Below are 23,873 nucleotides of genomic sequence, written 5' to 3'. Positions count from 1 at the left end.
GGGCTCACTCCTCCGTGGGTTGGGAGTCGATGGTCAGCCGGTAGTGTTCCGCCGCGTTGACCAGCTCCGCGCGGCCCTTCCAGCGGGGCTCTCCACCATAGCGCACCGACATCCACTCCTTGTCTCCATACCGCAGGACCCGCTGGCCCGGGCCGTCCTCAAGCGTCCATCCTGGCGGGAGCGCATCCCGCACCGCGGGGGCGGGCCAGTAGACCCACTGGATGTCGCGCAGCACCGTCCGAGCCTGGAACTGCTCGGGCACCCGCGCGTCCCGCTGCTCCTCCAGCCGCTCACCGTCCCACTCCATGGTGAAGACCCGCTGGCCCAGCGCGAAGCCGGCCAGGCGCAGCGCCGCCGGGTCGACCTCCAGCAGGGCCTCCAGCGAGCGCGGGCCGCCCGGGTCCATCTCGTGGGCGAAGCTCAGCCGCTGCGTCAGGCTGACGCTGGCGCCGAGCGAGGCCGGCGGCAGGGCGAGCGCGGGCAAGGCCACCTCCGGCGCGCCCCGGCGCGGGGCCGGGGTGACGCAGGAGGCGAGCCCCACCAGGGCGAGGGTGGCGCTCAGGCCGCGCACAGCTTCTCGAGCACGCCGAGCCGGCGCTTGCTGTCGGCCACGAAGGGGTTCTCCTTGTCCCACGCGTAGCCGGCGAGGATGGCGGAGATCATCTTGCGCACCTCGGGCGAGGCGTTGGGGTGGAAGATGACGTCCTGGAAGCCGCCCTGGTACCAGGACTCGACGAAGGTGCGGAACGTGTCCACGCCGCCCTTGAGGGGCACCGCGTAGTCGGCCTCCCAGTCGACCTTCTCACCCGCGAACTCCCGGGCGATGCACTTCGCCGCCAGGCCCGCGGACTTCACGGCGATGGTGACGCCCGAGGAGAAGACGGGGTCCAGGAACTCGCCCGCGTTGCCGAGCAGCGCGAAGCCGTTGCCCCACAGCGACTTCACGTTGGCCGCGTAGCCGGTGATGGCGCGCGCGGGCGTGTCCCAGACGGCGTCCTTCAGGAGGCCGGACAGCGACGGGTCCTCGGCGACGATGGCCTTGAGCCGCTCGGTCTCCGTGCCCTTGAACTGCTCCAGGTACTCGCGCCTGGCCACCACGCCCAGCGAGCAGCGCCCGTTGGAGAAGGGGATGGTCCAGTACCAGACGTGCACGTGCTGGGGGTGCACGGTGATGCGGATCTTGCTGCGGTCGAACGTGCCCGGCGCGACGCGGTCCTCCACGTGCGTGAAGAGCGCGCCGCGCACCGGGAAGTTGGACGGCGTCTCCAGCGACAGGAGGCGGGGCAGCACGCGGCCGAAGCCGCTGGCGTCGAGCAGGAAGCGGGCCTGGACGCGGTAGGGCTCACCGTCGGGGCCGCGCGCCGTCAGCTCCGGCGTGGGGCCGGAGACGTCCACGGACTCCACGGCGTGGCGGAAGCGCAGCGTGGCGCCCATGCGCTCGGCGGCGAGCGCCAGCACGTGGTCGAAGTGTGCGCGCTGCACCTGGTACGTGGTGCCCCAGCCCTGGGAGAACTTCTCGCGGAAGTCGAAGTCGGTGTACTTGTCGCCGCGTACGAAGGACGCGCCGTTCTTGTACTGGAAGCCCGCCTCCACGACGTCGCGGAGCATCCCCGCTTCCTCGATGTACTGCATGCTCTGCGGCAACAGGCTCTCTCCGATGGAGAAGCGGGGGAATTCCTCGCGCTCCAGGATCAACACCTGACGGCCTTGTTTGCGCAGGATGCCCGCCGCCACTGAACCCGACGGACCCGCCCCGATGATGACGACTTCCGTTTTTTCGATCTTCACGACACGTCCTTGCCTGATGGCAGTCTGCAACAGGGCGTGAGCACCCAGATGGTGACTTCGCCCAACAACATGGTGAGTCCGAAGGAGCGCAGCGCCGGCGTGGCGGAGAGTCCCAGGAGTCCGAAGGAGAGCAGGGTGCTCACGCCCGCCAGCGCCACCGCGAGCCAGGCCGAGTTGTCCCCGGGGTGCTCCAGCATGAAGATGCCGTAGTCCACGCCCATGCCCAAAAGGAGCATGAAGCCGAGCACCGTGAAGAGCTGGAGCGGCTCGCCGACCCAGCCGAAGCAGGCCAGCGTCACCAGTGTCCCCAGCGCGGTGGGCACCCACGCCCGCCAGGCCTGTCGGCCGAAGCGCGCGACGAGCAGCAGCAGCACCGCGACGTAGCCCAGCACGATGAGCCCGCCCATGAGCCGGCGGTAGCGCTCCAGCAGGCTGGAGATCTCCCGCGTCTTGTCCACCCAGCGCACGCCCTCCAGGCCCTGTGCGGCCTCGGCCACGCGCGGCAGCACGGACGGGTCATTGAGCCCGCGCAGCATGACGATGCTGAAGTGGCCGTCGCCCAGCTGGCCCAGCCACTGCTGGCGGATGGCCGCCGAGGCGGGGCTGGCCAACAGCCGCTCGGGGGTGAGCACGTCGTCGGCGAAGCGGGCGCGCGTGGGGGCCTCGCCCGTGGCCTCGGCCACCGCGGCCACCGCCTGCGCCTCCGCGCGCGCGCTCAGCTCCGCGTCCGCGCGCTGCCGCGCCATGCTGGGCAGCCAGTCCGACACCGCGCGGTAGCCCGAGAGCACCTTCTGCGTGACGAGCGGGTCCAGCTTCACCTTGAGCGCGGCCTCCCGCTCCAACACCTGCTCCGGGTCGCCGCCGCCCACCAGGAAGAACTGGGCGGGGCTGGGCAGGCCGAGCAGGCGCCCCAATTCGCGCTGGTCGGAGATGAGGTGCGCGGGCGCGTTCTGGAGCTGGCGCACGTCGTCGCGCGTGCCCAGCCGCCACAGGCCGCCGACGACGAACAGGCCGAGCACCGCCGTGCCCACCCACCACGCGGGCGTGTGCGTGAAGCGCGGCCAGCGCGACAGCGACGCGCCGAAGCGGGTGGCGAAGGACGTCACCGGCAGCTCACCCGTGTCCAGCAGGGGGAACCAGCACGCGACGGTGAGGAACGCGGCGACCAGGCCCGTGGCGGAGAAGAGCGCCATCTGCCGCAGGCCGGGGAAGGGCGCCACGCCCAGCGCCAGGTACGCCACCACGCTGGTGGCGAGCGCCAGCACCATGCCAGGCAGGAGGCCGCGCATCAGCGGCCAGCGCTCCGAGGGCGGCCTGCCCTGGCGCGCGGCGAAGTAGTGGAAGCCGTAGTCCTCCGCCACGCCCACCAGGCTGGAGCCGAACACCAGGGTGAGCAGGTGCACCCGCTCGAAGACCAGGGCCGTGACGCTCAGCGCCACGGCGCACCCGAGCGCCAGCGACACGCCGACCAGGACGATGGGCCGCACCGAGCGGAACGTGAGCCAGACGAGCAACAGCACCGCCGCGAGCGAGCCGATGCCGATGGTGGACATCTCCGAGCTGGCCTGGGACGCGGCGGCCTCCGCGTACAGCGGCACGCCCGCGGACACCATCCGGCTGCCGGGCACCTGGGCCTCCATGGTCGCGCGCGCTCGCGCCACCGCGGAGGTGATGTTCCCCTCGTCGCCCAGCGCGAAGGCGGACACCTGGCTGTGCCACGCGAGCAGCACCCACTCACGCCCCTCGCCCGACAACCACAGGCGTCCATCCCGCGGACGCGCGGTGCTCTCCGATGCGCGCGCCGCCCACCAGTCGGGCCACAGTCCCAGCGGGTCCGCCTCCCAGTCCGTCAGCTTGGGGCCCGCGGGCTGGTACAGCTTCATCAGCGCGGTGCCGCCCAGCTCCTCCGGGCTCGCCTTCGCCAGCCACTCGCGCTGCGAGGCGGTGAGCAGCCTGTCGCGATAGGGCCGGTACAGCTCCAGCGCCGTCTCCAGCGAGGACGCATCCAGCGCGGAGGCCTTCAGCGGCGAGTCCTCGCGCGACAGCTCCGCCTTGACGACGTCCGCCGCGCGCTGAGCGGACTCCCAGTCCGCCGCGCCCACCAGCATCACCAGCTCACGGCCGGCCTGGTCGGCGAGCTTGCGCGTGGCGGCGCCGACCTCGGGGGCCTGCTCGTCCTCGGGCAGCAGCGCCAGCACATCCGTGTCCAGGCGCGCCGAGCGCCAGAACCGGACCTGGTGCGCGCCCACGACGAGCACCACGAGCAGCCACAGGATGGCCCACTTATTTCGCAAGGCGTCCGGCTTCCGCGTCGCTGGGAGGAGGCGTCTGGCTCAGCTTGTCGAAGAGGATGACGCTCGAGTCGCCTCGGGCCTCCTCCAGTTGCACTCGCCGCACGTACTGGTCGCCCTCCAGGTGGATGCTCCGGAACACGCGCTGCAGGCCCGTGTCCGTGGGCGTGAGCGTCAGCTTCCAGCCCGCCGCGCCCACCAGCTCCCCCTCGACCTTGAAGCGCCTGGAGAGCGCCTTCACGTCGCCGGACAGCAGCGCGAACATCACCTCGTTCACCGCGGCGAGCCCCGGCTCCTTGCTCGCGTCCAGGTGGTACGCCGCCGCGCCCGTGCCCTGCTCGGCGCTCAGCGACTTGCGCGTCAGCGTGAGGGTGGAGGCGAAGGGCGCCTTCGTGTCCCACAGCACGCCCTGTTCGCGCGACAGGAGGAAGACCCCGCGCGACACCAGCGGCTTCTTGAAGCCGGAGACCGTCTTCTTCTGCTCGAAGTCGCCGCGCAGCAGCGGCACATCCACGAGCCGCTCGCGGACCTGGGACACGACGTCACGGGCGCTCGCCGCCGCTCCCCAGAGCAGCGCCACGAGCAGGAGCACGCGCTTCATTCGGGCTTCACCCCCAGCCGCTGCCAGAGCACCGGCGGACAGACGTACAGCATCTCCTTGGTGGCGATGGACACGGCGACCTGGATGGTGTGGGCCTGGTTCACCTTCTGGCCCGTGGCCGCGTCGCGCAGCACGTAGTCGATGCGCAGCCGGTTCTCCCACTCGGTGATTTCGGCGCGAATCCTGAGCGCCTTCCCGTACGTCGCCGAGCGCACGTACTTCAGCCGCATGTCCACCACGGGCCACGCGTAGCCGGACGCCAGCATCTGCGGGTAGTCGTAGTCGAACTTCGCCAGGAGCGCGCACCGCGCCAGCTCCAGGTACTTCACGTAGTGGCCATGCCAGACGACCTCCATCAGGTCGATGTCATGGAAGGGCGGCGTCAGCTCGATTTCGTGGCTGAGGTCAGGCTTCATAGAGCCTCCACTCACGGGCGCGGATGGCCCCCAGCAGCGCTTGCAGCTCACGGTCCAACGCGCGGTCCTCCACCACCAACGGGATTCGCTGCTCCAGCTCGGCCTGCATCGACGCCAGAGACGCCGTGAGATTCAAACCTTGAGCAACGCGTTGCCGCAGCGCGATTCCCTGACGCGCCGCGATGAGCATGGCGGCCACCACCTGCTCGGACAGCTCGAGGACGCGCAGGCAGTCGCGCGCGGCGATGGTGCCCATGCTCACCTTGTCCTGGTTGTGGCACTCGGTGGAGCGGGAGAAGATGGACGCGGGCATCGTCTGCTTGAGCGCCTCCGCCGTCCACGCGGACACGCTGATCTGCACCGCCTTGAGGCCGTGGTTGATGGCCGCGCGCGGGCCCGTGGCCCCGGAGAGGTTGGACGGCAGGCCGTGGTTGTAGCGGGTGTCCACCAGCAGCGCGAGCTGACGGTCCAAGAGGTCCGCCACGTTGGCCACCGCGTTCTTCAGCCCGTCCATGGCGAAGGCGATGTGGCCGCCGTAGAAGTGCCCGCCGTGCAGCACCCGCTCGCTGTCCGGGTCGATGAGCGGGTTGTCGTTGGCGCTGTTGAGCTCGTTCTCAATCTGCGCGCGGAAGAAGGGCAGGGCGTCCTCGAGCACGCCGATGACGTGGGGCGCGCAGCGCAGCGAGTAGCGGTCTTGCAGGCGCTGCTCGTTGCGGCTGGGGCGCTCGGTGGCCAGGTCCTGCCGCAGCCTCGCGGCCACGCGCTGCTGGCCCACGTGCGGCTTGACGGCGAACAGGGCCTCGTCGAAGTGGTGCGCGTTGCCGGCGCTCGCCACCACGTTGAAGGCCGTCAGCCGCGTGGCCAGCCGGCTCAGGTACTCCGCGCGCTCCCACGCGAGGCAGGCCAGGGCGGTCATCACCGCCGTGCCGTTCATGATGGCCAGCCCCTCCTTGGGGCGCAGCCTCAGGGGCACAAGCCCGTGCTTCGCCAGCACCTCGGCCGCGGGACGGCGCTCGCCCCGGTGGAGGACTTCGCGCTCACCGCACAGCGCGGCGGCCACGTAGGACAGGGGCGTCAGGTCACCGCTGGCGCCCACCGAGCCCTCGGCCGGAATCAGCGGCAGGATGTCCAGGCGCAGGAACTGCTCCAACTGGTGGAGCAGCCCCAGGCCCACGCCGGACACGCCCTGCGACAGCGACGCCAGCCGGGCCGCGAGCACCGCGCGCGTCTCCTCGGGGGTGAGGAAGCGGCCCGCGCCGATGCCATGGTAGGCGTAGAGGTGGTGCGGCAGCTCGGCCACCAGCTCCGGGGGGATGGTGACGGTGCACGAGTCTCCGTACCCCGTCGTCACCCCGTAGATGTGCCCGTCCTCGGCCAGGAGCCGGTCCAGGAACTCCGCGCCCCGGGTGATGCGTCCCCGGAACTCCGCGGCGGTGCTCAGCTCGGCTTCGCGCTCGCGGCGCGACAGCGCGGACACGTCCTCGATGGCGAGCCGGCTCCCATCGAACCGGACCGCGCGCTCACTCTTGATTCCTGGCGGAGACATTCGCCTGATCCCAGAAGGGAAAGAAGTTGAACCAATCGAACGGTGAGCGCTTCAAGAGCGCCGTCACCTGTCCGGCATAACGCCTGGCGTGCTCCGTCAGCGCGGGCACGCGCCTGCCTCTGGGCAGCTCGACCTTCTCCGCCAGGCACTCGAAGTGGATGGTGTATCCGCCGTTCTCGTGGATGCAGCCCAAGAGGTACAGCGGGCACTTGAACAGCGAGGCCAGCACGTACGGCCCCACGGGGAAGGCGGCCGGGTGCCCCAGGAACTCCACGTCCACCGTCTGGCTGGCGTTCACCGGCACGCGGTCCCCGGCAATCACCACGAACTCACCCGCCGCCACGTACTTCTCCAGCGCCACGGCGGTGCCCGGCCCCATGTCGGTGACCTCCACCAGCTGGAACATGCTGTCGGGGTTGAGCCGCTTGAGCAGCCGGTTGAACTGCTCGGCGTGGCGGGTGTGCACCAGGATGTGGAGCTTCACCTCGCCGCGCTTCTCCGCCATGGCCCGGCACAGCTCCAGGCAGCCCATGTGCGCGGTGACGATGATGCCGCCCTTGCCCTGCTTCACGACCTCGTAGAACTGCTCGCGCCCCTCGGTGCGGACCTGCTCGAAGCGGTAGCGGCCGCTGACGGCGAGCAGCTTGTCGAGCATCGTCTCCGCGAAGGTCACCAGGTGCTTGAGGCTGTCCTTCCGGCCCGGCGTGTGGCCGATGGCGCCCGTGGCCGCCTGGACGCGCGTGAGGTACTGCAGCGACGCGTCGCGGACCACGGGGCGCGACAGCCAGTGGACGAACACGACGGGGTACAGGCACAGGCGGAACGGCCAGCGGCCCAGGAGCCGGTGGACCCAGTACAGGAGCCAGATGCCGAGCACGAACGTGCTCTCTCCCATCTCCGCCCAGTGCCGCGCCCTCATGAGGAGACCTTCCTCCAGAGGAGCAGCGGCAGCCGCGCCAGCATCCCGAAGAACAGCTTCGCGTGCATGCCGGAGATGCGCACGTTGTCCCAGAGCACGTCGAAGTGGGAGATGCCGTCGGTGGGGTAGCGCACGCGGGTGGGCTGGTTGAGGATGCCCATCCCCCGCCAGTACAGCCGCACCAGCACCTCCACGTCGAAGTCCATCCGCTTGCCGATGCGCACCTGGTCGATGAGCGCCACGGTGGGCGCCAGCGGATAGACGCGGAAGCCGCACATCGAGTCGCGGATGGCCAGCGACAGCGTGTTGATCCACACCCAGATGTGCGTGGCGTAGCGGCCGTACAGCCGGCCCTTGGGCACCGACTCGTCGTACACGGGCGTGCCGCAGACGAGCTTGTCGGGCGCGCCCTTCGCCAGCTCCAGGAAGCGCGGGATGTCGCCGGTGTCGTGCTGACCGTCGGCGTCGATCTGCAGCGCGTGGCTGTAGCCCGCGGCCTGGGCCGCCTTGAGGCCCGCCATCATCGCGCCGCCCTTGCCCTCGTTCTGGGGCAGGCGCACCACGGAGACACCGGACGTGTCGCTTGCCGCGAGCGAGTCCAGCACCCGCGCGCAGCCCGGCTCGCTGCCGTCGTCCACCAGCACGCACGGCAGTCCATGCGAGCGCACGGCGTGCACCACCGCGCCCACGGCCTCGCCGTGGTTGTAGACGGGAATCACCGCGCAGACCTTCATCCGTGGACCTCGGTGAACAGGATGCGGCCGCTCCCGTGGGTGCCGGCCTCGGAGGTGTACTTGAAGTGGAGGCTGCCCTTGGCCGCGCTCCACGTCAGCTCCAGCGTCACCTGCGTCCCGGGGACGATGAGCTGCTGGAACTTCACCACCTCCATGCGCAGGAAGTGGGGCGGCAGCGTGAACAGCTCGCGGGCGAACTGGATGGCCCATTCAATCTGCGCCACTCCGGGCAGGATGGCCTTCTGGGGGAAGTGGCCCTTGAACTGGGGCAGGCTCGCCGGCGTCTCCAGGCTCAGCACGGCCTTCTCCGGACCCTGCTCGAGCACGCGCAGGGGCGGCCTGCGGGAGTCGAAGAGGGCGGTGAGTGCCGCCTCGGTGGATTTGCCCTGGCTGTTGACTGGCATCGCCTCCAGATACCGGAATCGACGCGGAAGGACAGCAGGCTCGAAGCCGTGGGCCAGCTGTTCCCGCAGGGCCTGGTTCAGCGAGCGCTTGCCCTGTTCCGTGAGGAGCCTCCCGCCAGCGGCCGTGGGCACCGCCACCACCGCGAGCGTCACCCGCAGGCCCTCTTGCAGCGGCACCACGCGCGCCTCGGTGAGGAGCCCGCCCGCCACGAGCGTTCGCTCCATGGCGCTCAGCGACACGCGCTTCTCCTCGAGCTTGAGCAGGCGGTCCTTGCGCCCCAGCAGCTCGAAGCCCTCCGGCAGGAGCCGCGCCCGGTCCTCGGTCTGGAACCAGCTGTCCTCTGGCAGGTGCGGGGAGCGGACCGCGAGCGCGTCGTCCTCCAGGCGGACCTCCAGGCCCGGCATCAGCGTCCAGCCCGCGTCGTCCTCGCGCGAGCGCTGTCTCCACGCGATGCCGCCCGTCTCCGAGCTGCCGTAGACCTCCACCGGCGCCTGACCCAGGAGCGTCCGGCACGCGTGCAGCGCCTCGGTGGGAAGCGGCCCTCCGGACGAGTACACCGCGCGAAGGCTCCCGCGAGCGCCCTCCCACGCCAGCGTCCCGGGCAGCCGCTTGAGGTGGGCGGGGCTGGCCACGAGCACGGAGGGGCCCTTCGTCAGCTCCGCGAGCAGCTCCTCCGGATACGGCAGGCTCCGCGCGAGGAAGGGCCGGCCCGCCGTCAGCGGCCAGAGCACCCGGAACAAGAGCCCGTAGATGTGCTGGTGCGAGACGGTGGCGAGCACGCGGGCGTCGCCGACGCGCGCGTCGAAGAGGCGGCCCAGCGTGTGGACCTCGCGCGTGAGCTGGCCCAGGTGCTTGCCGATGGCCGCGGGCTCGCCGCTGGAGCCGGAGGTGTAGACCACCAGCGAGCGCGCCCCCGAGGACAGCGGCCTCCAGTCGGAGCGCCGGGCCTCCTCGGGCACGAGCGGGGAGAGCGAGGCGGGGACCTGTCCTGCGAAGCCCTCCACCTCGCGCGCGAGCCGCTCCAGCGTGGCGGGCTGGACGTCGGACGGCAGGTAGACACACTTCCCCGCGTGCCAGGCGCCCAGGAGCGCGGCGGCGAACTCGTACGTGTCCTCGAAGTACAGCGCCAGGCGCCGACCCTCGCGCCGCTCGAATGCCGCGCGCCAGCCAGCGGCCCGGGCCTGGAAGGCCGCGAACCCCAGCACGTGCCCGTCCCGCAGCGCCACCGGGAAGTCGGAGGGGCGGCCGTGGGTGAGGAGCTCCTCGAGGGCGACGCTCTCAGCCATGGACGTGGCCCGCCCTCACGCGTCGGCGCACCAGCCACTCGCCGGCGAAGAGCAGCCCCATCAAGCCGTAGGAGATGAGCCCGTTGTACAGCGCCCACGTGGCGTCGCTCGCCCACAGGGCCGTGGCGAGCGCGATGCCGCCGTTGACGACGAAGAAGCCGCACCACACCTGCGTCACCCGCCGCGTGTAGGCCACGCCCGACGCCGGGAGCTGGGGCTCGCGCAGCCGCGCCAGCCGCTCGATGACGGTGGGCGGATACACCAGGCTGGTGGCGAAGACGGCGAGCAGCATCGAGTTCACGAGCACCGGATAGAGCTTCAGCGGCAGGGCGTGGTTGCCCAGCATGCTGGTGCCCGCGAGCACGAGCGCGAGCGCGGCGGTGACGAGCCACACGCGCTCCTTCGTGGCCACGGCGCGCAGGACGGCCATGACCACCAGGGGTATCGCCATCCAGCGAGGCTCGAACCGGCCCAGCCCGCTGTACATCAACAGCGGGTACGCGAGGCTCAGCACGCCGAGCAGCGCTGGACGCAGGTGCTTCACGCCGCCACGGATTCGTCGAGCAGGCTGTGCAGCGCGTCGACGACGTCCTGGATGGTGCGGACCGACTTGAAGACCTCCGGCGAGATGCGCTTGCCCGTCACGGGCTTGAGCTTCACCAGCAGGTCCACCGCGTCGATGCTGTCGATGTCCAGGTCGTCCCGGAGGCGGGCCTCGGGGGTGATTCGCGCCGGGTCGATGTCGAAGGTGTCCTGCAGGAGCGTGCGCAGGTTCTCGAAGAGCTGGTTCTTGGTCATGTGGTGCATAAGGGCCCCCTCGAATGAATGGTGGATGCTCAGGACTTGCGGTGGGCGCTCACGAAGGTCGCGAGGGCGCGCACGCTGGCGAAGTGACGACGGTTCTCCTGGGAGTCGCTCGCCAGGGCGACGCCATAGGTCTTCTGCAGCGCCAGGCCGAGCTCCAGGGCATCGATGGAGTCCAGCCCCAGGCCCTCGACGAACAGCGGCGCACCCGGGTCGATGTCCTCGGGTTTGACGTCCTCGAGATTCAAGGTCTCGATGACCAGCTTCTTTATCTCCTGCTCAAGCACCTGCATGACGTTGTGTCTCCGTGGAGAAGTAGTCGTGCAATCTCTCGGTGAGATGGCGGGCCGCGAGCGCCTCTCCGTGCGCTTCGTCGACCATGGACGCGACCTGGAGGTCGTCCTGGACCACGATGGTGAAGTTCATCTTCGAGGGGGGCACGCGCCACCAGGGCAGGCCCTTGGTGAGGCTCAGCGGCTGGCAGCGGATGGTGACGGGGGTGATGTCACAGGGCCCGCGCACCGCGATGTTGGCCGCGCCGCGCTGCAGCTTCATGGGCCCCGTCACCGGCGTGCGGGTGCCCTCGGGAAAGATGATGAGGTTGTTGCCCGCCTTCACGGACGCGATGCACGCCTTGACCAGCTCCGGGCCGGAGTCGTTGCACAGGTAGCCGGTGGCCTCCACGGGCCCCCGGGTGAAGGGGTTGTTGGCCAGGCTCGCCTTCACCACGCAGTCCGCGTTGGGCACCAGCGAGATGAGGAACACCACGTCGATGAGCGTGGGGTGGTTGGCGAGGATGAGCAGGCCGGGGCGCGCGAGCTTCTCCACGCCCTCGATGCGGTAGGCCAGCACGCCTACCACGCGCATCAGCTCGATGAAGAAGCGGAAGGAGTAATGCACCGCCAGCCGGGCCAGCCGCGTGCGCCGGGGCCGGTCGCGCACCAGCAGCGACAGCAGCGGGAAGAAGAAGATGCGCAGGGCCAGCCCGCCCAGCCCGAAGGTGGCGAAGCAGAAGCCCGTGGCGAACACGCGCCAGTAATAGTTGAGGCGCTCAGACATCGCGTTCCCACCGCCACAGGCGCGAGCCCAGGACCCGCTCCAGGCGCGCGTCGCCCAGGACGAGGAAGCGCAGCACGGACAGTTCCTCCGGGAGCCCCTCCGGCGTCGGCGCGGGATGGACACCCTCCGCGGCGCCGCAGGACAGCCGGAAGCGCGGGCCGTCGCCCGCGGGCCTCACGCTGCAGGCCCAGGCGTGCGCCAGGGACGTCTGCTCCGGGAAGTGCTGGAAGGGCGCGGGGCGGGGCTCGTCGTAGACGATGACGACGACCTCCGGAGCGCCCTCGCCGAGCAGCCCGCACGCCTCCACGAAGGCGGCCTCCACCGTCTCCGCGCCCGCGGCCACCGCGCTCTGCGCCGTCAAATCCCCCCGGGCGATGGAGTACAGCCCGCCGATGGCGTTGTGCACCGACAGGCTGAAGGACGTGGGCGACAGCGGGGTGGACTTCGCGAGCTGCTCCAGCAGGTCCACCGAGCGGCCCATGTCCCCATGGCGGGACGCGAACACCAGGGGACACGCGGGAGCGTCCGCCTGGCACGTGTACGCCGCCTGGAGCGCGATGCGGCCCAGCCTGTCCACCCGACGGCGCATCATCGGCGGCATCTCCGTCAGGGGAGGCGTCCCCTCGGACGGGAGTGGATGGGGCTTGGAGAGCCAGGACCTCCAGGCGTCTTGCCCGAAAAGCCCAGGAGCCCACGCGGCCCAGTGGTGGACGGAAAAAACCATGATGGCGGGGAAGAAAGGCGGGTGCTGCCTGCGGCGGTCCTCTACCAAAGCATCATATACGAGACAATTGGCTCCGATGGGGCGTTGCCTCCGAGGACGAGACAGTGCACCCGCGCATTCACTCGCTCATGCTACGCCGCGCCCGCACCGGGCCGAGAGGGGTGGGGCGGATGGCGCGCTCGCATGGCCGGTGGGGAGGTGGCCGGCGCCCGCCCACGGGTCGATTCCGCGTCGAGGGCCCTGGGCCACGAGCGCGCGAGCGTGCCGTCCGGAATGGTGACGCCCCGTGCGCCGCCTCCAGACCCTGGGTGGTAGAGGGTAGGAGAGACCTCGTGGTTTCCCATGGTGTGATGACGACCCGGATCACCGAGGGACTGCGCAAGCGGCCGGACCCCGTGATTTCCGCCAGGGAGGAATCGACGCCGCGGGCCCCGCGCTTTCGAAGAAACCGGGCGGAGCGCGTTGGCGCGAAGCGTGCGCCGGGCCGGGATGACACGCGGGGCAATGACATACGGCGGCGGTCCGCTCCTCCCGGGCGACGGAGGCGGTCCCCGCGCGCCCCGCATGCGCAACTGTCCCGCAGTCAGGTGTCACGCGTCGGCGCGTGGCCGTCCCTTCGGGGCTCGTTGCCGCGATGCATGACCGGAGGCAGCTTGGCCGCTCCCTCGACAGCCCGCTGTGGGCCGCACGGGCCCCGGGCAGGAGCGTCACACCATGTTCCAGGTCCTCGCAGGCATCCTCGCCGCGGCGGGTGTCGCCGGTTCACAACCCGTCCCCGAGGCGCCTCCCGACGCCGCCGCGGAGCTGGCGCGGGCCTGCACCATGCTGACGGCGCCCGGGAACCGCCGGGCGAACGTCTGCAAGACGTGGACGGCGATGGGTGGTGGCGTCTATCGGGGCACGTGGTCCACCAGCAGCCACGCCAGCGGCACCCGGCTCCAGTTCTACGCGGACGGCTACGTCTTCAACGCGGCCTGGAGCGGCGAGTACTCGGGCGTCCAGCGCTTCCTGCTGCGGCTGTGCAACACGAGCACGGGGCGCTGCTCCGCGTGGTGGTAGCCGGCGTCAGGGCGCCTCGCTCCAGTCCCACGCCACCACGGCCCACTCGTCCGTGGCGTCGCGATAGGTGTGCAGCGTCCTGAAGCCCACGCGCTCGTGGGCGCGCAGCGAGCGCGTGTTGCGCGCCGACACCTCGGTGACGAGCAGGTCGAAGCGGCCGCGGTAGAGCTCCCGGTGCTTCGCGTAGAGCTGGTCGAAGAGCCCCTTGCCCCGGTGGGCCTTGTCCACGCAGACCTGCCCCATGACGTAGAAGCGCTGCTCTCGCAGCGCGCGCCCCCGGTACTCCAGCGTGTCGAGCAGGTCGAACATGGGCACGAGCAGGGGCATCAGCGCCCGGCACTCGCGGGGCATCGTCAGCGCGTACGCCACCAGCTCGTCGCCGTGGTGCGCGACGATGCTGGGCGCCAGCGCGTGCATCTGCTCCAGGGCCGTCACGTCGTGCTCCACGGTGACGAAGCCTTGCGAGCGCATCTCGTCATCCTCGAGCACCTGCTTCAGGTTCCTGCGCTGCAGCTCCAGGATTCGCGGGAGCTCCGACGGGCCGCGCACCGCCGTCACCTCATAGGGGCTTGCCATGGTGCTGGGAGGATAGACGAGGCGCGGTGTGTCGCACGAGCCAGCGCTCGACGTCCTTGAACTGCTGGGTACGGGCGGGCAGGTGGGACTGGTTGTAGCGCTGCGCGGCGTTCGCCAGCGTGAGGGCGCGCTGGCGCTGGCCGGGCTCGGCCTCGAGCGCTCGGGCCATCGAGTAGCGGGCGCTGGCCAGCTCATCGGCGTAGCGCTCGGCGGAGGGCTGTTCGAGCAGGCCGAGGGCCCGCTCCAGCAGGGGGATGGCCTTGCGCGACTCCCCCAGGCCCAGGTGGTCATCGGCGACGTTCATCAGCTCCATCCCCACCCGGGCATCCTGGGGACCGTAGCGCTTCTCGCGGATGGTCACCGCGCGCTGGTGGTGCTTCAGCGCCTCCTCGTGCCGCCCCAGCGAGGCCAGCACCAGGCCCATGCGTGAGAGGGACGCGCCCACGTCGCTGGCGTCGGGGCCCTGCACCTTCTCGTGGATGCGCGCCGCCTTGATGTAGTGCTGGAGGCTCTCCTCCGGGCGCCCCTGCTCCATCAGGAACCCCGCCAGGTTGTGGTACGCGCTGGCCACCGCCTCGCTCTCCTCGCCGTAGACGCGCTGGTTGATGGCCAGCGCCTCCCGCCCGTATCGGAGCGCGGCCTCGATGTCGCCGAGCCGCACGTTGAAGACGGCGAGGTTGCTGAGCACGGTGGCGAGGTACGGATGCTCGGGGCCGTACTTCTCCCGGTAGATGGCCTCCGCCTCGGTGAGGAAGCGAATCCCCTCCGCGTGGCGGTCGAACTCGTGGAGCGCGTGGCCCATGGTCAACAGCGCCGTGCCGAGCTCCGGCTCGTTCGAGGTGTAGAGCTTGCGCGCCAGCTCCACCGCGCGCTGGCTCGCGGCCAGCGCCTCCTCGCGTCGCCCGCGCCTGCGGTGGAGGCTGGCGAGGTTGCGGAAGTACATCGCCTCGATGCGCGCGTCGCCGCCCAGCCTGCGCAGCGCCGCCTCCGCGTGTCCGGGCACGGCGCCGTCCGGGTCCACCTCCGGTCCCACCAGGCTGAGCAGGCGGATCATGCCCGCCCACGACTCGGCGGCCTGTCGGTCATGGCGACTGGCGGTGGCCACCTGGATGGCCTGGTGCAGGGTCTTGATGGCGTCGCGGTACGCGAGGTTCTTCCCCTGCGTCTCGGCGAGCAGGTCCAGCACCTCTGCCTCGAGCGGCCCGTAGCCGATGGCGTGGGCCTCGGCCGCCACCTCGTTCGCCAGCAGGAGCGCGGGCGCGACCTGGCCCGCGTTGAGCTTCGCGCGCACCTGGGCCCGTCGGGTGCGCAGGGCCTCCATGTGCTTCTGGCTGGCCTCGTCGGTGGGCGGCGGCTCGGGCGCGGCCAGCGCGGCCAGGTTGGCGCAGACGGACACGCTCTCCAGCGAGTGCACCACGCGCGTCGCGTTCTGGATGACCTGCGCGTCCGCGGCGGCGAGCGTGTCCACCACGGCGCCCAGGTCCTTGAGCCGCTGGTCCAGGCAGATGACCTGTCGCTCGAGCAGCCGCTCCGTCTGCTGTCCCTTCACGCGCGTGGCGACACACGCCTCGTGGCTCGCGGTGAGCCAGGCCCGTGCCTGGCCGTTCAACGTGCGCTCCACCTCGCTCCACGCGCCCGCGGCGTAGGGCAGGGGGCTCTGGGTGAAGCGCGCGCGCACGGCGGCCCCGCGGGCCTCATCCCAGACGCCGACGAGGGCCTGCTCGTTGCTGGCGCAGGGCGACGCGGACGTGGTGCGGTGCAGGACGGCGCCTCCCACGAGCAACACCAGCCCCGCGGCCGTGGCGAGCGCGGCGCGGCGCCACCGGGTCCCGGGGGCATGGCTGAGCCCGCGCAAAAGCGCGTCCATGGATTCGTGGCGCGCCTCCGGCGAGGCGGCGAGTCCTCGCAGCAACACCTGATGCAGCCACACCGGGACATCCGAGCCCGGTGGTGGCCGAGGTCCGGGCGGCACGCGGACAGGCATCTGCGTGCCGGGGCTCGCGGGCTCGGCCGGGGTGAAGGGGCGCTTGCCATAGAGGGCCTCGTACAGCGCGACGCAGAAGCTGTACTGGTCGCTGCGCGCGTCGGAGGGCTCGCCGCGCTTCTGCTCGGGCGCCATGTAGGCCGGCGTTCCCAGCACCATGTCCGAGCGGGTGTGCCACTCGCTGCGCAGCGGGGCGGGTGGGCCGCTCGGGGTGGGCGTGGGCGTGTCCTCGACGCCCTCGACGATGCGCGCCAGCCCGAAGTCGGTGATGCGCACGCGCCCGTCCTTGCCGACGAGCGCGTTGTCGGGCTTGAAGTCCCGGTGCACCAGCCCCTGCGCGTGCGCCGCCGCGAGCCCGCGCCCGGCCTGGATGAACAGGCCCAGCGTCTCGCGCCAGTCCTTGGGGCCCTTGCTCGCGCGGATGTGCGCGCGCAGCGTGGTGCCGTCCACCAGCTCCATGGCCAGGAAGACGTGCTCACCGAAGCGGCCCACGTCGTGGATGGTGATGACGTTCGGGTGGATGACGCGGGCGGTGGCCTGGGCCTCGCGCAACAGCCGCGCCTGGGCGCGCTCGAGGTGGGCGGAGCTGCTGGAGTCGATGCGGATCAGCTTGAGCGCGACGCGCCGGTCCAGCTCCGGGTCATACGCCGCGTGGACGACGCCCATGCCCCCGGAGCCGATGCGCTCGAGCACCACGTAGCGCCCGAGCAGCGCCCCGCGCTCGATCCACGAGCGCGCGGAGGTGGGCGTCGCGGGCGTCGAGGACGGGGGGCTTGCCTCCTCGTCCCGCGAACGCGCGGCCTCCGCCAGGAGTGCTCGACAGGAGGCGCAGGAATCAAGATGCTGCTCCACCTCATGCGTCGCTTCGACGTCCAGCTCACCCAGTGCGAAGGCGAAGAGTCGTCGTGTCTCGATGCATTCCATGACCGTGGTGACGATAACCGACGTGGGCGGTCAAGACGATGAGTGGCTCCGAGCATGAAGAGGACCTGGCCTTCGCGCGCGCCTGTGCGCGGCAGGACGCCAGCGCCCTGACCGAGTTCGAGTCGCGCTTCATCCCGTCGCTCCGCAAGGCGCTGCTGCACCGGGGGCTGGAAGTCACGGTGGCGGATGAGGCGCTCCAGTTGCTGCGCGTGAAGCTCTTCCTTCCCAACGGAGAGCGCGCGCCGCGCATCGCCGACTACGAGGGCCAGGGCTCGTTGCTGGCGTGGCTCCGCGTGGCCGCCCTGCGCACCGCGCTCAACCTGATGCGGGAGCGGAAGATTTCGCTCGACCTGGATGATTCCAAGCTCGCGGAGACGAGCGTTCAAGACGTGGACATGGACCGGCGCTTCATCCAGGAGCGCTACCGCGAGGACTTCACGGTGGCGTTCCAGGAGGCGCTCGGCGCGCTGGAGCCCCGGGGGCGGACGCTGCTGCGGCTGCACCTGGTGGAGGGGATGGGCACGGCGCAGATTGCCCGCGCGTACCAGGTGGACCGCTCCACGGTGAAGCGGTGGCTGGCGCAGTTCCGCGAGCGGCTGCGGCAGGACGTGCGCGAGCGGCTCGCGGCCCGGCTGGGCGAGAACTCCGAGGGGCTCACCAGCCTGTTGCGGGTGCTCCAGAGCCAGCTGGACCTGAGCATCCGCTCGGTGATGCGCGACGCGACGCCGTCTTGAGCGCTGGCGCGCCCGGACTCTTGGGGAAAAGCGAGGCGCGAATGCGCCACTTCGCGCCGGGGCGTGTCGAGAGGGTGATGTGCCCCGAAGCCGCGCTTGCTTCCCCACACCCCCTGCGCGGACCCGGGGACGGCTGACCGCTCCTGGTCGGGAATTCGAGGGGAGCGTGGAGAAGGTCCGCGGGGGGCCTCTCCACGCTCCTTGTTCGAGCGTGCGCTCAGGCCTTCGTCGTCGCGAGCGCCTGTCGGATGGCGACCACCAGGGGGCAGTCGTCCTTCTCCAGGTCGAAGGGCTTGCGAGGGAAGAGGGGAGGCTGCGCCATGAAGCGGGGGCGGGTGCCCCGGTGCGGCTGCGCGGCGTGGGCGATGAACGGATGGCAGAGGTAGACGGTCCCCGCGTCGCCCGTGGCCAGCGCCTCCGGTCGTGACGCCGTCTGCTCCATCCGCTGCGCCAGCTCCATGAACGAAAGACCCGCATCGCCCATGGGGGCCAGCATCCGCGCGACGTCGTGATGTGAGCCGACACGGAGTCGCGTGGGAGCGTCGCTCTCTCCGACATCGGAGAACAAGAAGAGCATCAGGAGTGCGCGCCCCTGGGTGGAGACGTTGCTGCGCCACTCGAAGAAGGAGTCGGTGCCGCCCGGTGGAGGGAAGCTGACGTCGACGTGCCAGCCGTCGTCACCGGGGTTCTCGGTGCTGGGGAAGCGGACCGGGAAGGAGCCCAGGCTCATCCTCGGCCACCATCGCTCGAAGCCGACGAGCTGGTCGTACGCGGCCTTCAGCCTCGGGGTGTTCGCGGCCGCGCGGAAGACGTCCTGCGTGTACTCGCCGAGCCGGACCACGGGGCGGGTCCAGCTCGAAGGGTCGTCGGGTGAACAGCCGGTGTCCTTCCAGAGGAGGGCGCGCGCCTCGGCGGCGACCTCCTTCGGGAAGGCGTCATCGAGCCGGACGAAGCCCTGCTCGATGAACTGTTGAAGCTGGGACGCACTCAGGACCGGGGAGGATTCAGGGGGCATGGGGCGCGGGGACGAAGGGACGCGCTGATCCTGACAGGTCCCGCGCGGGGACGTCAGGGTTGTCCCACGACCTGGAGCATCTGGATGAGATTGCCGCAGGTGTCCTCGAACGTGGCGATGATGGCGGGTCCGAACTGGGTGGGCGCCTTGGTGAACACCACGCCGCGTGCCTTCAGTCGCTCATATTCCTCGTGGATGTTCGTCGACGTGAAGGCCGTGGCGGGGATGCCATCCGCGAAGATGGCCTTCTGGTACGCCGTCGCCGCCGGGTGCCCGTTGGGCTCCAGCAGCAGCTCCGTGCCGTTCGGGTCGTCCGGCGACACCACCGTCAGCCAGCGCGCTCCGCCCGCGGGCACGTCCACCTTCGTCACGAAGCCCAGCTTCTCCGTGTAGAACTTCTGGGCCTTGGCCTGGTCGTCGACGAACACGCTATTCATCGAGATGCGCATCGGTTCCTCCAAGAGGGGACAACGTCGTCGACGCGGTCCTCCCGCGTGACGTTCAACCATTTCGTTGAGAATAGCGATGGAGGCGGGACAGTCAACCATCTGGTTGTGAGTGCGGCTCGGGCGTGAAGGGGGTCAGCTTCCGGACTCCCTGGCGCGGGCGCGGACCTCGGCGGCGAACAGCTCGGCGGCGGGGGCTCGGGGCGCACCCTTGCGCCAGAGGAGGGCGGCCAGCTCGGAGCGCGGCGCCGGGGACAGCCGCTTGACGACCAGCCGCTCCACGTCGGCGAGACGTGGCTCGGGCAGCACCGTGACGGCGAGCCCCGCGCGGACGATGGCGAGCACCGTGCCCACGGCGTTGGACTCGAGCGCGATGCGCGGGGACAGCTTCAGCGTGGCGAAGTACGCGTCCACGCGCGAGCGCACCCGCAGGCCCGGGGAGAGCAGGGCGAACGGCTCGTTCGTGAGCTGCTTCACGCCCACCGTCTCCGCGCCCGCCAGCACATGGCCTCGCGCGACGACGAGCGCGAGCCGGCTGTCGAACACCGGCTCCGTGTCCAGGTCCGGTGCGCGCGCCGGCGCGTAGCCCAGCCCCACGTCCAGCTTTCCGTCCGTCAGGCGCCGCTCCATCCTGCGCACCACCAGCTCCTCCGCGCTGAGCGCGAGGCCGGGGTGCCGGCGCAGGACGGCGGCGAGCGCGGGGACGACCAGGCCTCGCATGCTGGGGGGGTAGCCCACGCGCAGCGCGCCCGTGGCCAGTCCTCGCAGCGCGCCCACCGCCATCCGTCCCGCGTCCACGTCCTCCAGCGCGCGCGACGCGTAGCTGCGGAACAGCTCTCCGGCCTGCGTCAGGCGCACGCCCGCGCGGGAGCGCTCGAAGAGGGGCGTCCGCAGCTCCTCCTCCAGCTGGCGGATCTGCTGGGACAGCGTGGGCTGCGAGACGTGTACCCGCCGCGCGGCCCGGCCGAAGTGCAGCGTGTCCGCCACGGCGGTGAAGTAGCGCAGGTGTCGGAGCTCCATGGGGCCATCATAGATGGTGCCTATTAAAGCGATGTGAACAAACGAATGTACGAATCGAGCCCGGTCCGTAGAACTTCGGTGTCACCGGAAGGAAGGACCGCGAGATGAAGGCATCGGACCTGTTCGTCAAAGCGCTGGAGGCCGAGGGCGTGCGCTACGTCTTCGGGCTGCCCGGCGAGGAGAATCTGGACCTCTTGGAGTCGATGCGCGGCTCCAGCCTGAAGCTGGTGCTGACCCGCCACGAGCAGGCGGCCGGCTTCATGGCGGCGACGTGGGGGCGGCTGACCGGCAAGGCGGGCGTCACCCTGGCGACGCTGGGGCCGGGCGCCACCAACCTCGTCACGCCCGCCGCGTACGCGCAGCTGGGCGCCATGCCCATGGTGATGCTCACCGGGCAGAAGCCCATCAAGGCGAGCAAGCAGGGCCACTTCCAGATTGTCGACGTGGTGGGGATGATGCGCCCGCTCACCAAGCTGACGCGCACGCTCGTCTCCGCGGAGCACGTCCCGTCCGCCGTGCGCGAGGCCTTCCGCCGCGCGGAGGAGGAGCGCCCCGGCGCCACCCATCTGGAGCTGCCCGAGGACGTCGCGCGCGAGGCCACCGAGGCGCCGTTGCTCGCGCCCAGCGCGTGGCGCAGGCCCGTGGCGGACGAGGGCTCCATCGCGCGGGCGGTGGAGACGATTGCCTCCGCGCGCCGGCCGCTGCTGATGGTGGGCGCGGGCGCGAACCGGAAGCTCACCTCGGAGATGCTGCGCGTCCTGGTGGACCGGGTGGGGATTCCCTTCTCGAGCACGCAGATGGGCAAGGGCGTCGTCGATGAGTCCCACCCGCTGTGGATGGGCACCGCCGCGCTGTCGGACGGAGACTTCGTCCACCGCGCCATCGAGATGTCCGACTGCATCATCAACGTGGGACACGACGTCATCGAGAAGCCGCCGTTCGTGATGCGCGACAGCAGCCGCGCCGTTGTCCACCTGAACTTCTCCTCGGCGGAGGTGGACCCGGTCTACTTCCCGAAGCTGGAGGTGACGGGGGACATCGCCAACGCCGTGTGGCGCATCGCGGAGGGGCTGGGACAGCGTGGGGCGAGCTGGGACTTCGCGCCGTTCGAGAAGGCCCGGGCGGGGCTGGAGGCGCAGCTGGCGCGAGGCGCGGCGGATGACCGCTTCCCCATCTACCCCGCGCGGCTGGTGGCGGAGGTGCGCCGCGCGCTGCCGGATGACGGCATCGTGTGCCTGGACAACGGCATGTACAAGCTGTGGTTCGCCCGGTACTACCGCACGCGGCGGCCCAACACGCTCCTGTTGGACAACGCGCTCGCGACGATGGGGGCGGGGCTGCCCTCCGCGATTGCGGCGAAGCTGGTGCATCCGCGCCGCAAGGTGGTGGCGGTCTGCGGTGACGGTGGGTTCATGATGAACTCGCAGGAGCTGGAGACGGCGGTGCGGCTGGGGCTGGACCTGACGGTGGTCGTCGTGCGTGACGACGGCTACGGGATGATTCGCTGGAAGCAGGGGGAGATGGGTCTGCCGGATTTCGGCATGGCGTTGGGCAACCCCGACTTCGTCCGCTACGCGGAGGCGTACGGCGCCAGGGGGCATCGACCCACGAGCGCGTCGGAGTTCGGCTCCACCCTGTCACGCTGCCTGGAGTCGGGCGGCGTGCATGTCATCGACCTGCCCATCGACTACTCGGACAACACCCGCGCGCTCGGCGTCGGGGAGAAGGAAGGCGAGGTGCTCCATGTTGGCTGAACGCTACCCGTACTACGTGGCCAACCGGCCGCGCTGGCCGAACACGGACCTGCCCGTGGTGGACAAGTACTCGGGTGAGGTGGTGACGCGCGTCGCGCTCTCGGACGCGGCCGCGGTGGAGGAGGCCATCGCCGCCGCGGTGCGCGCGGCGGGGCCGATGCGGCGGCTGCCCGCGCATGCCCGACAGGCGGTGCTGGAGCACTGCGTGCGTCGCTTCCAGGCGCGCGCGGAGGAGCTGGCCCGGGTCCTCTGCATCGAGGCGGGCAAGCCCCTGCGTGACGCGCGCGGCGAGGTGACGCGGCTCATCGAGACGTTCAAGGCCGCCGCCGAGGAGGCGGTGCGAGGAGGCGGCGAGGTGCTGAACCTGGAGGTGTCCGCGCGGGCCGAGGGTTATCGGGGCTTCACGCGTCGGGTGCCGGTGGGGCCGGTGTCGCTCATCACGCCATTCAACTTCCCGCTCAACCTGGTAGCGCACAAGGTCGCCCCCGCGATTGCCGCGGGCTGCCCGTTCATCCTGAAGCCGTCGGACCGCACGCCGGTGAGCGCGATGATTCTGGCGGAGGTGCTCGCGGAGACGGACCTGCCCGAGGGCGCGTTCTCCGTCGTGACGCCGACGCTGAAGGACATCGGTCCGCTCATCGAGGACGAGCGGCTGAAGCTCCTGTCGTTCACGGGCTCGGAGAAGGTGGGCTGGGAGCTCAAGGCGCGCGCGGGGCGCAAGAAGGTGGTGCTGGAGCTGGGCGGCAACGCGGCGTGCGTGGTGGACCGCGAGCCGGGCGCGCCGCTGGAGGCGGTGGCGGACCGCGTGGCGCTCGGGGCGTTCTTCCAGTCGGGGCAGAGCTGCATCTCGGTGCAGCGGGTGCTGGTGCATGCGTCGCACTACGACGCATTCAAGGCGCTCATCGTCGCGCGGGCGCGGGCGCTGCGCTCGGGGAACCCTCGGGACGAGGCGACGACGCTGGGGCCGATGATCGACGAGCCGGCGGCGAAGCGGCTCGAGGGGTGGATCCAGGACGCGGTGGAGCGGGGCGCCCGGGTGCTGACGGGCGGTGGACGCAAGGGGGCGCTGCTGGAGGCCACGGTGCTGGAGGGTGTGCCCGAGGACGCGCCGCTGAGCGCGGAGGAGGCGTTCGGTCCGGTGGTGCTCTTGCAGCCCTTCACGTCCTTCACGGAGGCGATGGCCCAGGTCAACGCGGGGCGGTACGGGCTCCAGGCAGGGCTCTTCACCAACGACCTCTCACGGGCGATGCACGCCTGGGACGAGCTGGAGGTGGGCGGCGTGGTGGTGGGGGACGTGCCGAGCTTCCGCGTGGACACCATGCCCTACGGCGGCGTGAAGGGCTCCGGCCTGGGGCGCGAGGGCGTGAAGTACGCCATCGAGGACATGACCGAGCTGCGGTTGCTGGTGCTGCGCCAGCGCGCGCCCCAGGAGGATTGAGGCGCGGCGCGAGCGTGGCCAAGATGCCCGGATGGACCAGGACGAGCGCGACTTCATCGAGCGCATCAAGAAGGAGGAGCCCTCCCGGGGGCTCCGCGTGCGCGTGAGTGACTCGGAGGAGTACCGCGTCACGGCGCTCGGCCGCGGCGAGATGGGCTTCTACCAGCAGAACGACAGGGCCCTGCTGTTCGAGTTCAGCGCCGGCTTCGGCTTCATCGTCAAGAGGTCCATCCGGCGCTGGGACGACGGCAAGAAGGTCACCGACGCGGAGCGCGAGGTCATCGTCCAGCGCATCGCCGACTACCTGAAGGCCGGCGGTGCGCAGTACGTCGAGGTCATCGAGTGACCCC

General features: G+C 70.9%; 24 protein-coding genes. 5 read left to right on the top strand and 19 right to left on the bottom strand.

The window, feature by feature from the left end:
- Positions 1-4: 4 nt before the first annotated feature.
- Genes VZQ01_RS01925 through VZQ01_RS01860 form a run of 14 tightly spaced genes read right to left on the bottom strand, consistent with a single transcriptional unit; the run spans position 5 to position 12,573 of the window.
- Complete coding sequence (locus VZQ01_RS01925; RefSeq protein WP_426746782.1) at positions 5-571, bottom strand: DUF3261 domain-containing protein; 567 nt, start codon at positions 569-571, stop codon at positions 5-7.
- Entirely contained in the window at positions 559-1,788 is a 1,230-nt protein-coding gene (locus VZQ01_RS01920) for an NAD(P)/FAD-dependent oxidoreductase (RefSeq protein WP_426746780.1), read from the bottom strand. The genes VZQ01_RS01925 and VZQ01_RS01920 overlap by 13 nt, the downstream gene beginning before the upstream one ends.
- Positions 1,785-4,082 carry an MMPL family transporter gene (locus VZQ01_RS01915; protein WP_408890752.1) on the bottom strand — a complete coding sequence of 766 codons (2,298 nt, stop codon included), beginning with the start codon at positions 4,080-4,082 and terminating at the stop codon, positions 1,785-1,787. Before VZQ01_RS01915 ends, VZQ01_RS01920 begins: the two co-directional genes overlap by 4 nt.
- Positions 4,072-4,680: a LolA family protein gene (locus VZQ01_RS01910; RefSeq protein WP_223784758.1), complete on the bottom strand. Its 609-nt coding sequence runs from the start codon at positions 4,678-4,680 to the stop codon at positions 4,072-4,074. Before VZQ01_RS01910 ends, VZQ01_RS01915 begins: the two co-directional genes overlap by 11 nt.
- Positions 4,677-5,096: an acyl-CoA thioesterase gene (locus VZQ01_RS01905; protein WP_046713096.1), complete on the bottom strand. Its 420-nt coding sequence runs from the start codon at positions 5,094-5,096 to the stop codon at positions 4,677-4,679. Before VZQ01_RS01905 ends, VZQ01_RS01910 begins: the two co-directional genes overlap by 4 nt.
- Positions 5,086-6,642 carry an HAL/PAL/TAL family ammonia-lyase gene (locus tag VZQ01_RS01900; protein ID WP_426746779.1) on the bottom strand — a complete coding sequence of 519 codons (1,557 nt, stop codon included), beginning with the start codon at positions 6,640-6,642 and terminating at the stop codon, positions 5,086-5,088. Before VZQ01_RS01900 ends, VZQ01_RS01905 begins: the two co-directional genes overlap by 11 nt.
- Positions 6,617-7,561 (bottom strand): lysophospholipid acyltransferase family protein, encoded by a 945-nt coding sequence (locus VZQ01_RS01895; RefSeq protein WP_223750176.1) that lies wholly within the window; start codon positions 7,559-7,561, stop codon positions 6,617-6,619. The genes VZQ01_RS01900 and VZQ01_RS01895 overlap by 26 nt, the downstream gene beginning before the upstream one ends.
- The gene (locus VZQ01_RS01890; protein WP_223750175.1) at positions 7,558-8,295 is read right to left on the bottom strand and encodes a glycosyltransferase family 2 protein; all 738 of its coding nucleotides are present in this window, start codon (positions 8,293-8,295) and stop codon (positions 7,558-7,560) included. The genes VZQ01_RS01895 and VZQ01_RS01890 overlap by 4 nt, the downstream gene beginning before the upstream one ends.
- Positions 8,292-9,986, bottom strand: coding sequence for an ApeI family dehydratase (locus VZQ01_RS01885; RefSeq protein ID WP_426746777.1), 1,695 nt, complete (start codon positions 9,984-9,986; stop codon positions 8,292-8,294). Before VZQ01_RS01885 ends, VZQ01_RS01890 begins: the two co-directional genes overlap by 4 nt.
- On the bottom strand, positions 9,979-10,530 hold the full coding sequence (locus VZQ01_RS01880; RefSeq protein ID WP_223750173.1) for a COG4648 family protein: 552 nt from the start codon (positions 10,528-10,530) through the stop codon (positions 9,979-9,981). The genes VZQ01_RS01885 and VZQ01_RS01880 overlap by 8 nt, the downstream gene beginning before the upstream one ends.
- Positions 10,527-10,793: an acyl carrier protein gene (locus VZQ01_RS01875; protein WP_223750172.1), complete on the bottom strand. Its 267-nt coding sequence runs from the start codon at positions 10,791-10,793 to the stop codon at positions 10,527-10,529. Before VZQ01_RS01875 ends, VZQ01_RS01880 begins: the two co-directional genes overlap by 4 nt.
- A gap of 29 nt (positions 10,794-10,822) precedes the next feature.
- The gene (locus VZQ01_RS01870; protein ID WP_046713101.1) at positions 10,823-11,083 is read right to left on the bottom strand and encodes a phosphopantetheine-binding protein; all 261 of its coding nucleotides are present in this window, start codon (positions 11,081-11,083) and stop codon (positions 10,823-10,825) included.
- Positions 11,070-11,849 carry a lysophospholipid acyltransferase family protein gene (locus VZQ01_RS01865; RefSeq protein WP_426746774.1) on the bottom strand — a complete coding sequence of 260 codons (780 nt, stop codon included), beginning with the start codon at positions 11,847-11,849 and terminating at the stop codon, positions 11,070-11,072. The genes VZQ01_RS01870 and VZQ01_RS01865 overlap by 14 nt, the downstream gene beginning before the upstream one ends.
- Positions 11,842-12,573 (bottom strand): beta-ketoacyl synthase chain length factor, encoded by a 732-nt coding sequence (locus VZQ01_RS01860; RefSeq protein WP_267696623.1) that lies wholly within the window; start codon positions 12,571-12,573, stop codon positions 11,842-11,844. Before VZQ01_RS01860 ends, VZQ01_RS01865 begins: the two co-directional genes overlap by 8 nt.
- A gap of 714 nt (positions 12,574-13,287) precedes the next feature.
- Between VZQ01_RS01860 and VZQ01_RS01855 the strand changes: the two genes are divergently transcribed.
- Complete coding sequence (locus tag VZQ01_RS01855; RefSeq protein WP_426746772.1) at positions 13,288-13,632, top strand: hypothetical protein; 345 nt, start codon at positions 13,288-13,290, stop codon at positions 13,630-13,632.
- A 6-nt stretch (positions 13,633-13,638) separates the two neighbouring features.
- Here the strand turns inward: VZQ01_RS01855 and VZQ01_RS01850 are convergent, their stop codons facing one another.
- Both VZQ01_RS01850 and VZQ01_RS01845 read right to left on the bottom strand, forming a co-directional pair.
- Entirely contained in the window at positions 13,639-14,208 is a 570-nt protein-coding gene (locus tag VZQ01_RS01850; RefSeq protein WP_426746770.1) for a GNAT family N-acetyltransferase, read from the bottom strand.
- The gene (locus tag VZQ01_RS01845) at positions 14,192-17,116 is read right to left on the bottom strand and encodes a tetratricopeptide repeat protein (RefSeq protein ID WP_426746768.1); all 2,925 of its coding nucleotides are present in this window, start codon (positions 17,114-17,116) and stop codon (positions 14,192-14,194) included. The genes VZQ01_RS01850 and VZQ01_RS01845 overlap by 17 nt, the downstream gene beginning before the upstream one ends.
- Before the next feature lie 38 nt (positions 17,117-17,154).
- Here VZQ01_RS01845 and VZQ01_RS01840 point away from each other — a divergent pair, with 38 nt between their 5' ends.
- Positions 17,155-17,850, top strand: a complete 696-nt coding sequence (locus VZQ01_RS01840; protein WP_408890747.1) for a sigma-70 family RNA polymerase sigma factor — start codon at positions 17,155-17,157, stop codon at positions 17,848-17,850.
- Between the two features lie 217 nt (positions 17,851-18,067).
- Here VZQ01_RS01840 and VZQ01_RS01835 read toward each other — a convergent pair whose 3' ends face one another.
- The 3 genes from VZQ01_RS01835 to VZQ01_RS01825 form a co-directional block, all read right to left on the bottom strand.
- A complete protein-coding gene (locus VZQ01_RS01835; RefSeq protein WP_426746767.1) occupies positions 18,068-18,865 on the bottom strand; it encodes a phytanoyl-CoA dioxygenase family protein in 798 nt (265 codons plus the stop codon).
- Positions 18,866-18,918: 53 nt separating this feature from the next.
- Complete coding sequence (locus VZQ01_RS01830) at positions 18,919-19,314, bottom strand: VOC family protein (protein ID WP_223750164.1); 396 nt, start codon at positions 19,312-19,314, stop codon at positions 18,919-18,921.
- 132 nt (positions 19,315-19,446) lie between these two features.
- On the bottom strand, positions 19,447-20,331 hold the full coding sequence (locus VZQ01_RS01825) for a LysR substrate-binding domain-containing protein (protein WP_426746766.1): 885 nt from the start codon (positions 20,329-20,331) through the stop codon (positions 19,447-19,449).
- A 104-nt stretch (positions 20,332-20,435) separates the two neighbouring features.
- Here VZQ01_RS01825 and VZQ01_RS01820 point away from each other — a divergent pair, with 104 nt between their 5' ends.
- From VZQ01_RS01820 to VZQ01_RS01810, 3 genes are read left to right on the top strand one after another with little or no spacing between them, the layout of a single operon-like run.
- Positions 20,436-22,085: an acetolactate synthase large subunit gene (locus VZQ01_RS01820; protein ID WP_074957532.1), complete on the top strand. Its 1,650-nt coding sequence runs from the start codon at positions 20,436-20,438 to the stop codon at positions 22,083-22,085.
- Positions 22,075-23,523 (top strand): aldehyde dehydrogenase family protein, encoded by a 1,449-nt coding sequence (locus VZQ01_RS01815; protein ID WP_426746765.1) that lies wholly within the window; start codon positions 22,075-22,077, stop codon positions 23,521-23,523. The genes VZQ01_RS01820 and VZQ01_RS01815 overlap by 11 nt, the downstream gene beginning before the upstream one ends.
- A gap of 31 nt (positions 23,524-23,554) precedes the next feature.
- Complete coding sequence (locus VZQ01_RS01810) at positions 23,555-23,869, top strand: hypothetical protein (RefSeq protein WP_426746763.1); 315 nt, start codon at positions 23,555-23,557, stop codon at positions 23,867-23,869.
- The last annotated feature ends 4 nt before the right edge of the window (positions 23,870-23,873 follow it).

It is taken from the genome of Myxococcus faecalis, assembly GCF_050039385.1.
In the GTDB taxonomy this organism is placed as follows: domain Bacteria; phylum Myxococcota; class Myxococcia; order Myxococcales; family Myxococcaceae; genus Myxococcus; species Myxococcus fulvus.
Note: the sequence above shows the minus strand (reverse complement) of the source record. Positions and strands in the feature narration are given on the sequence as shown.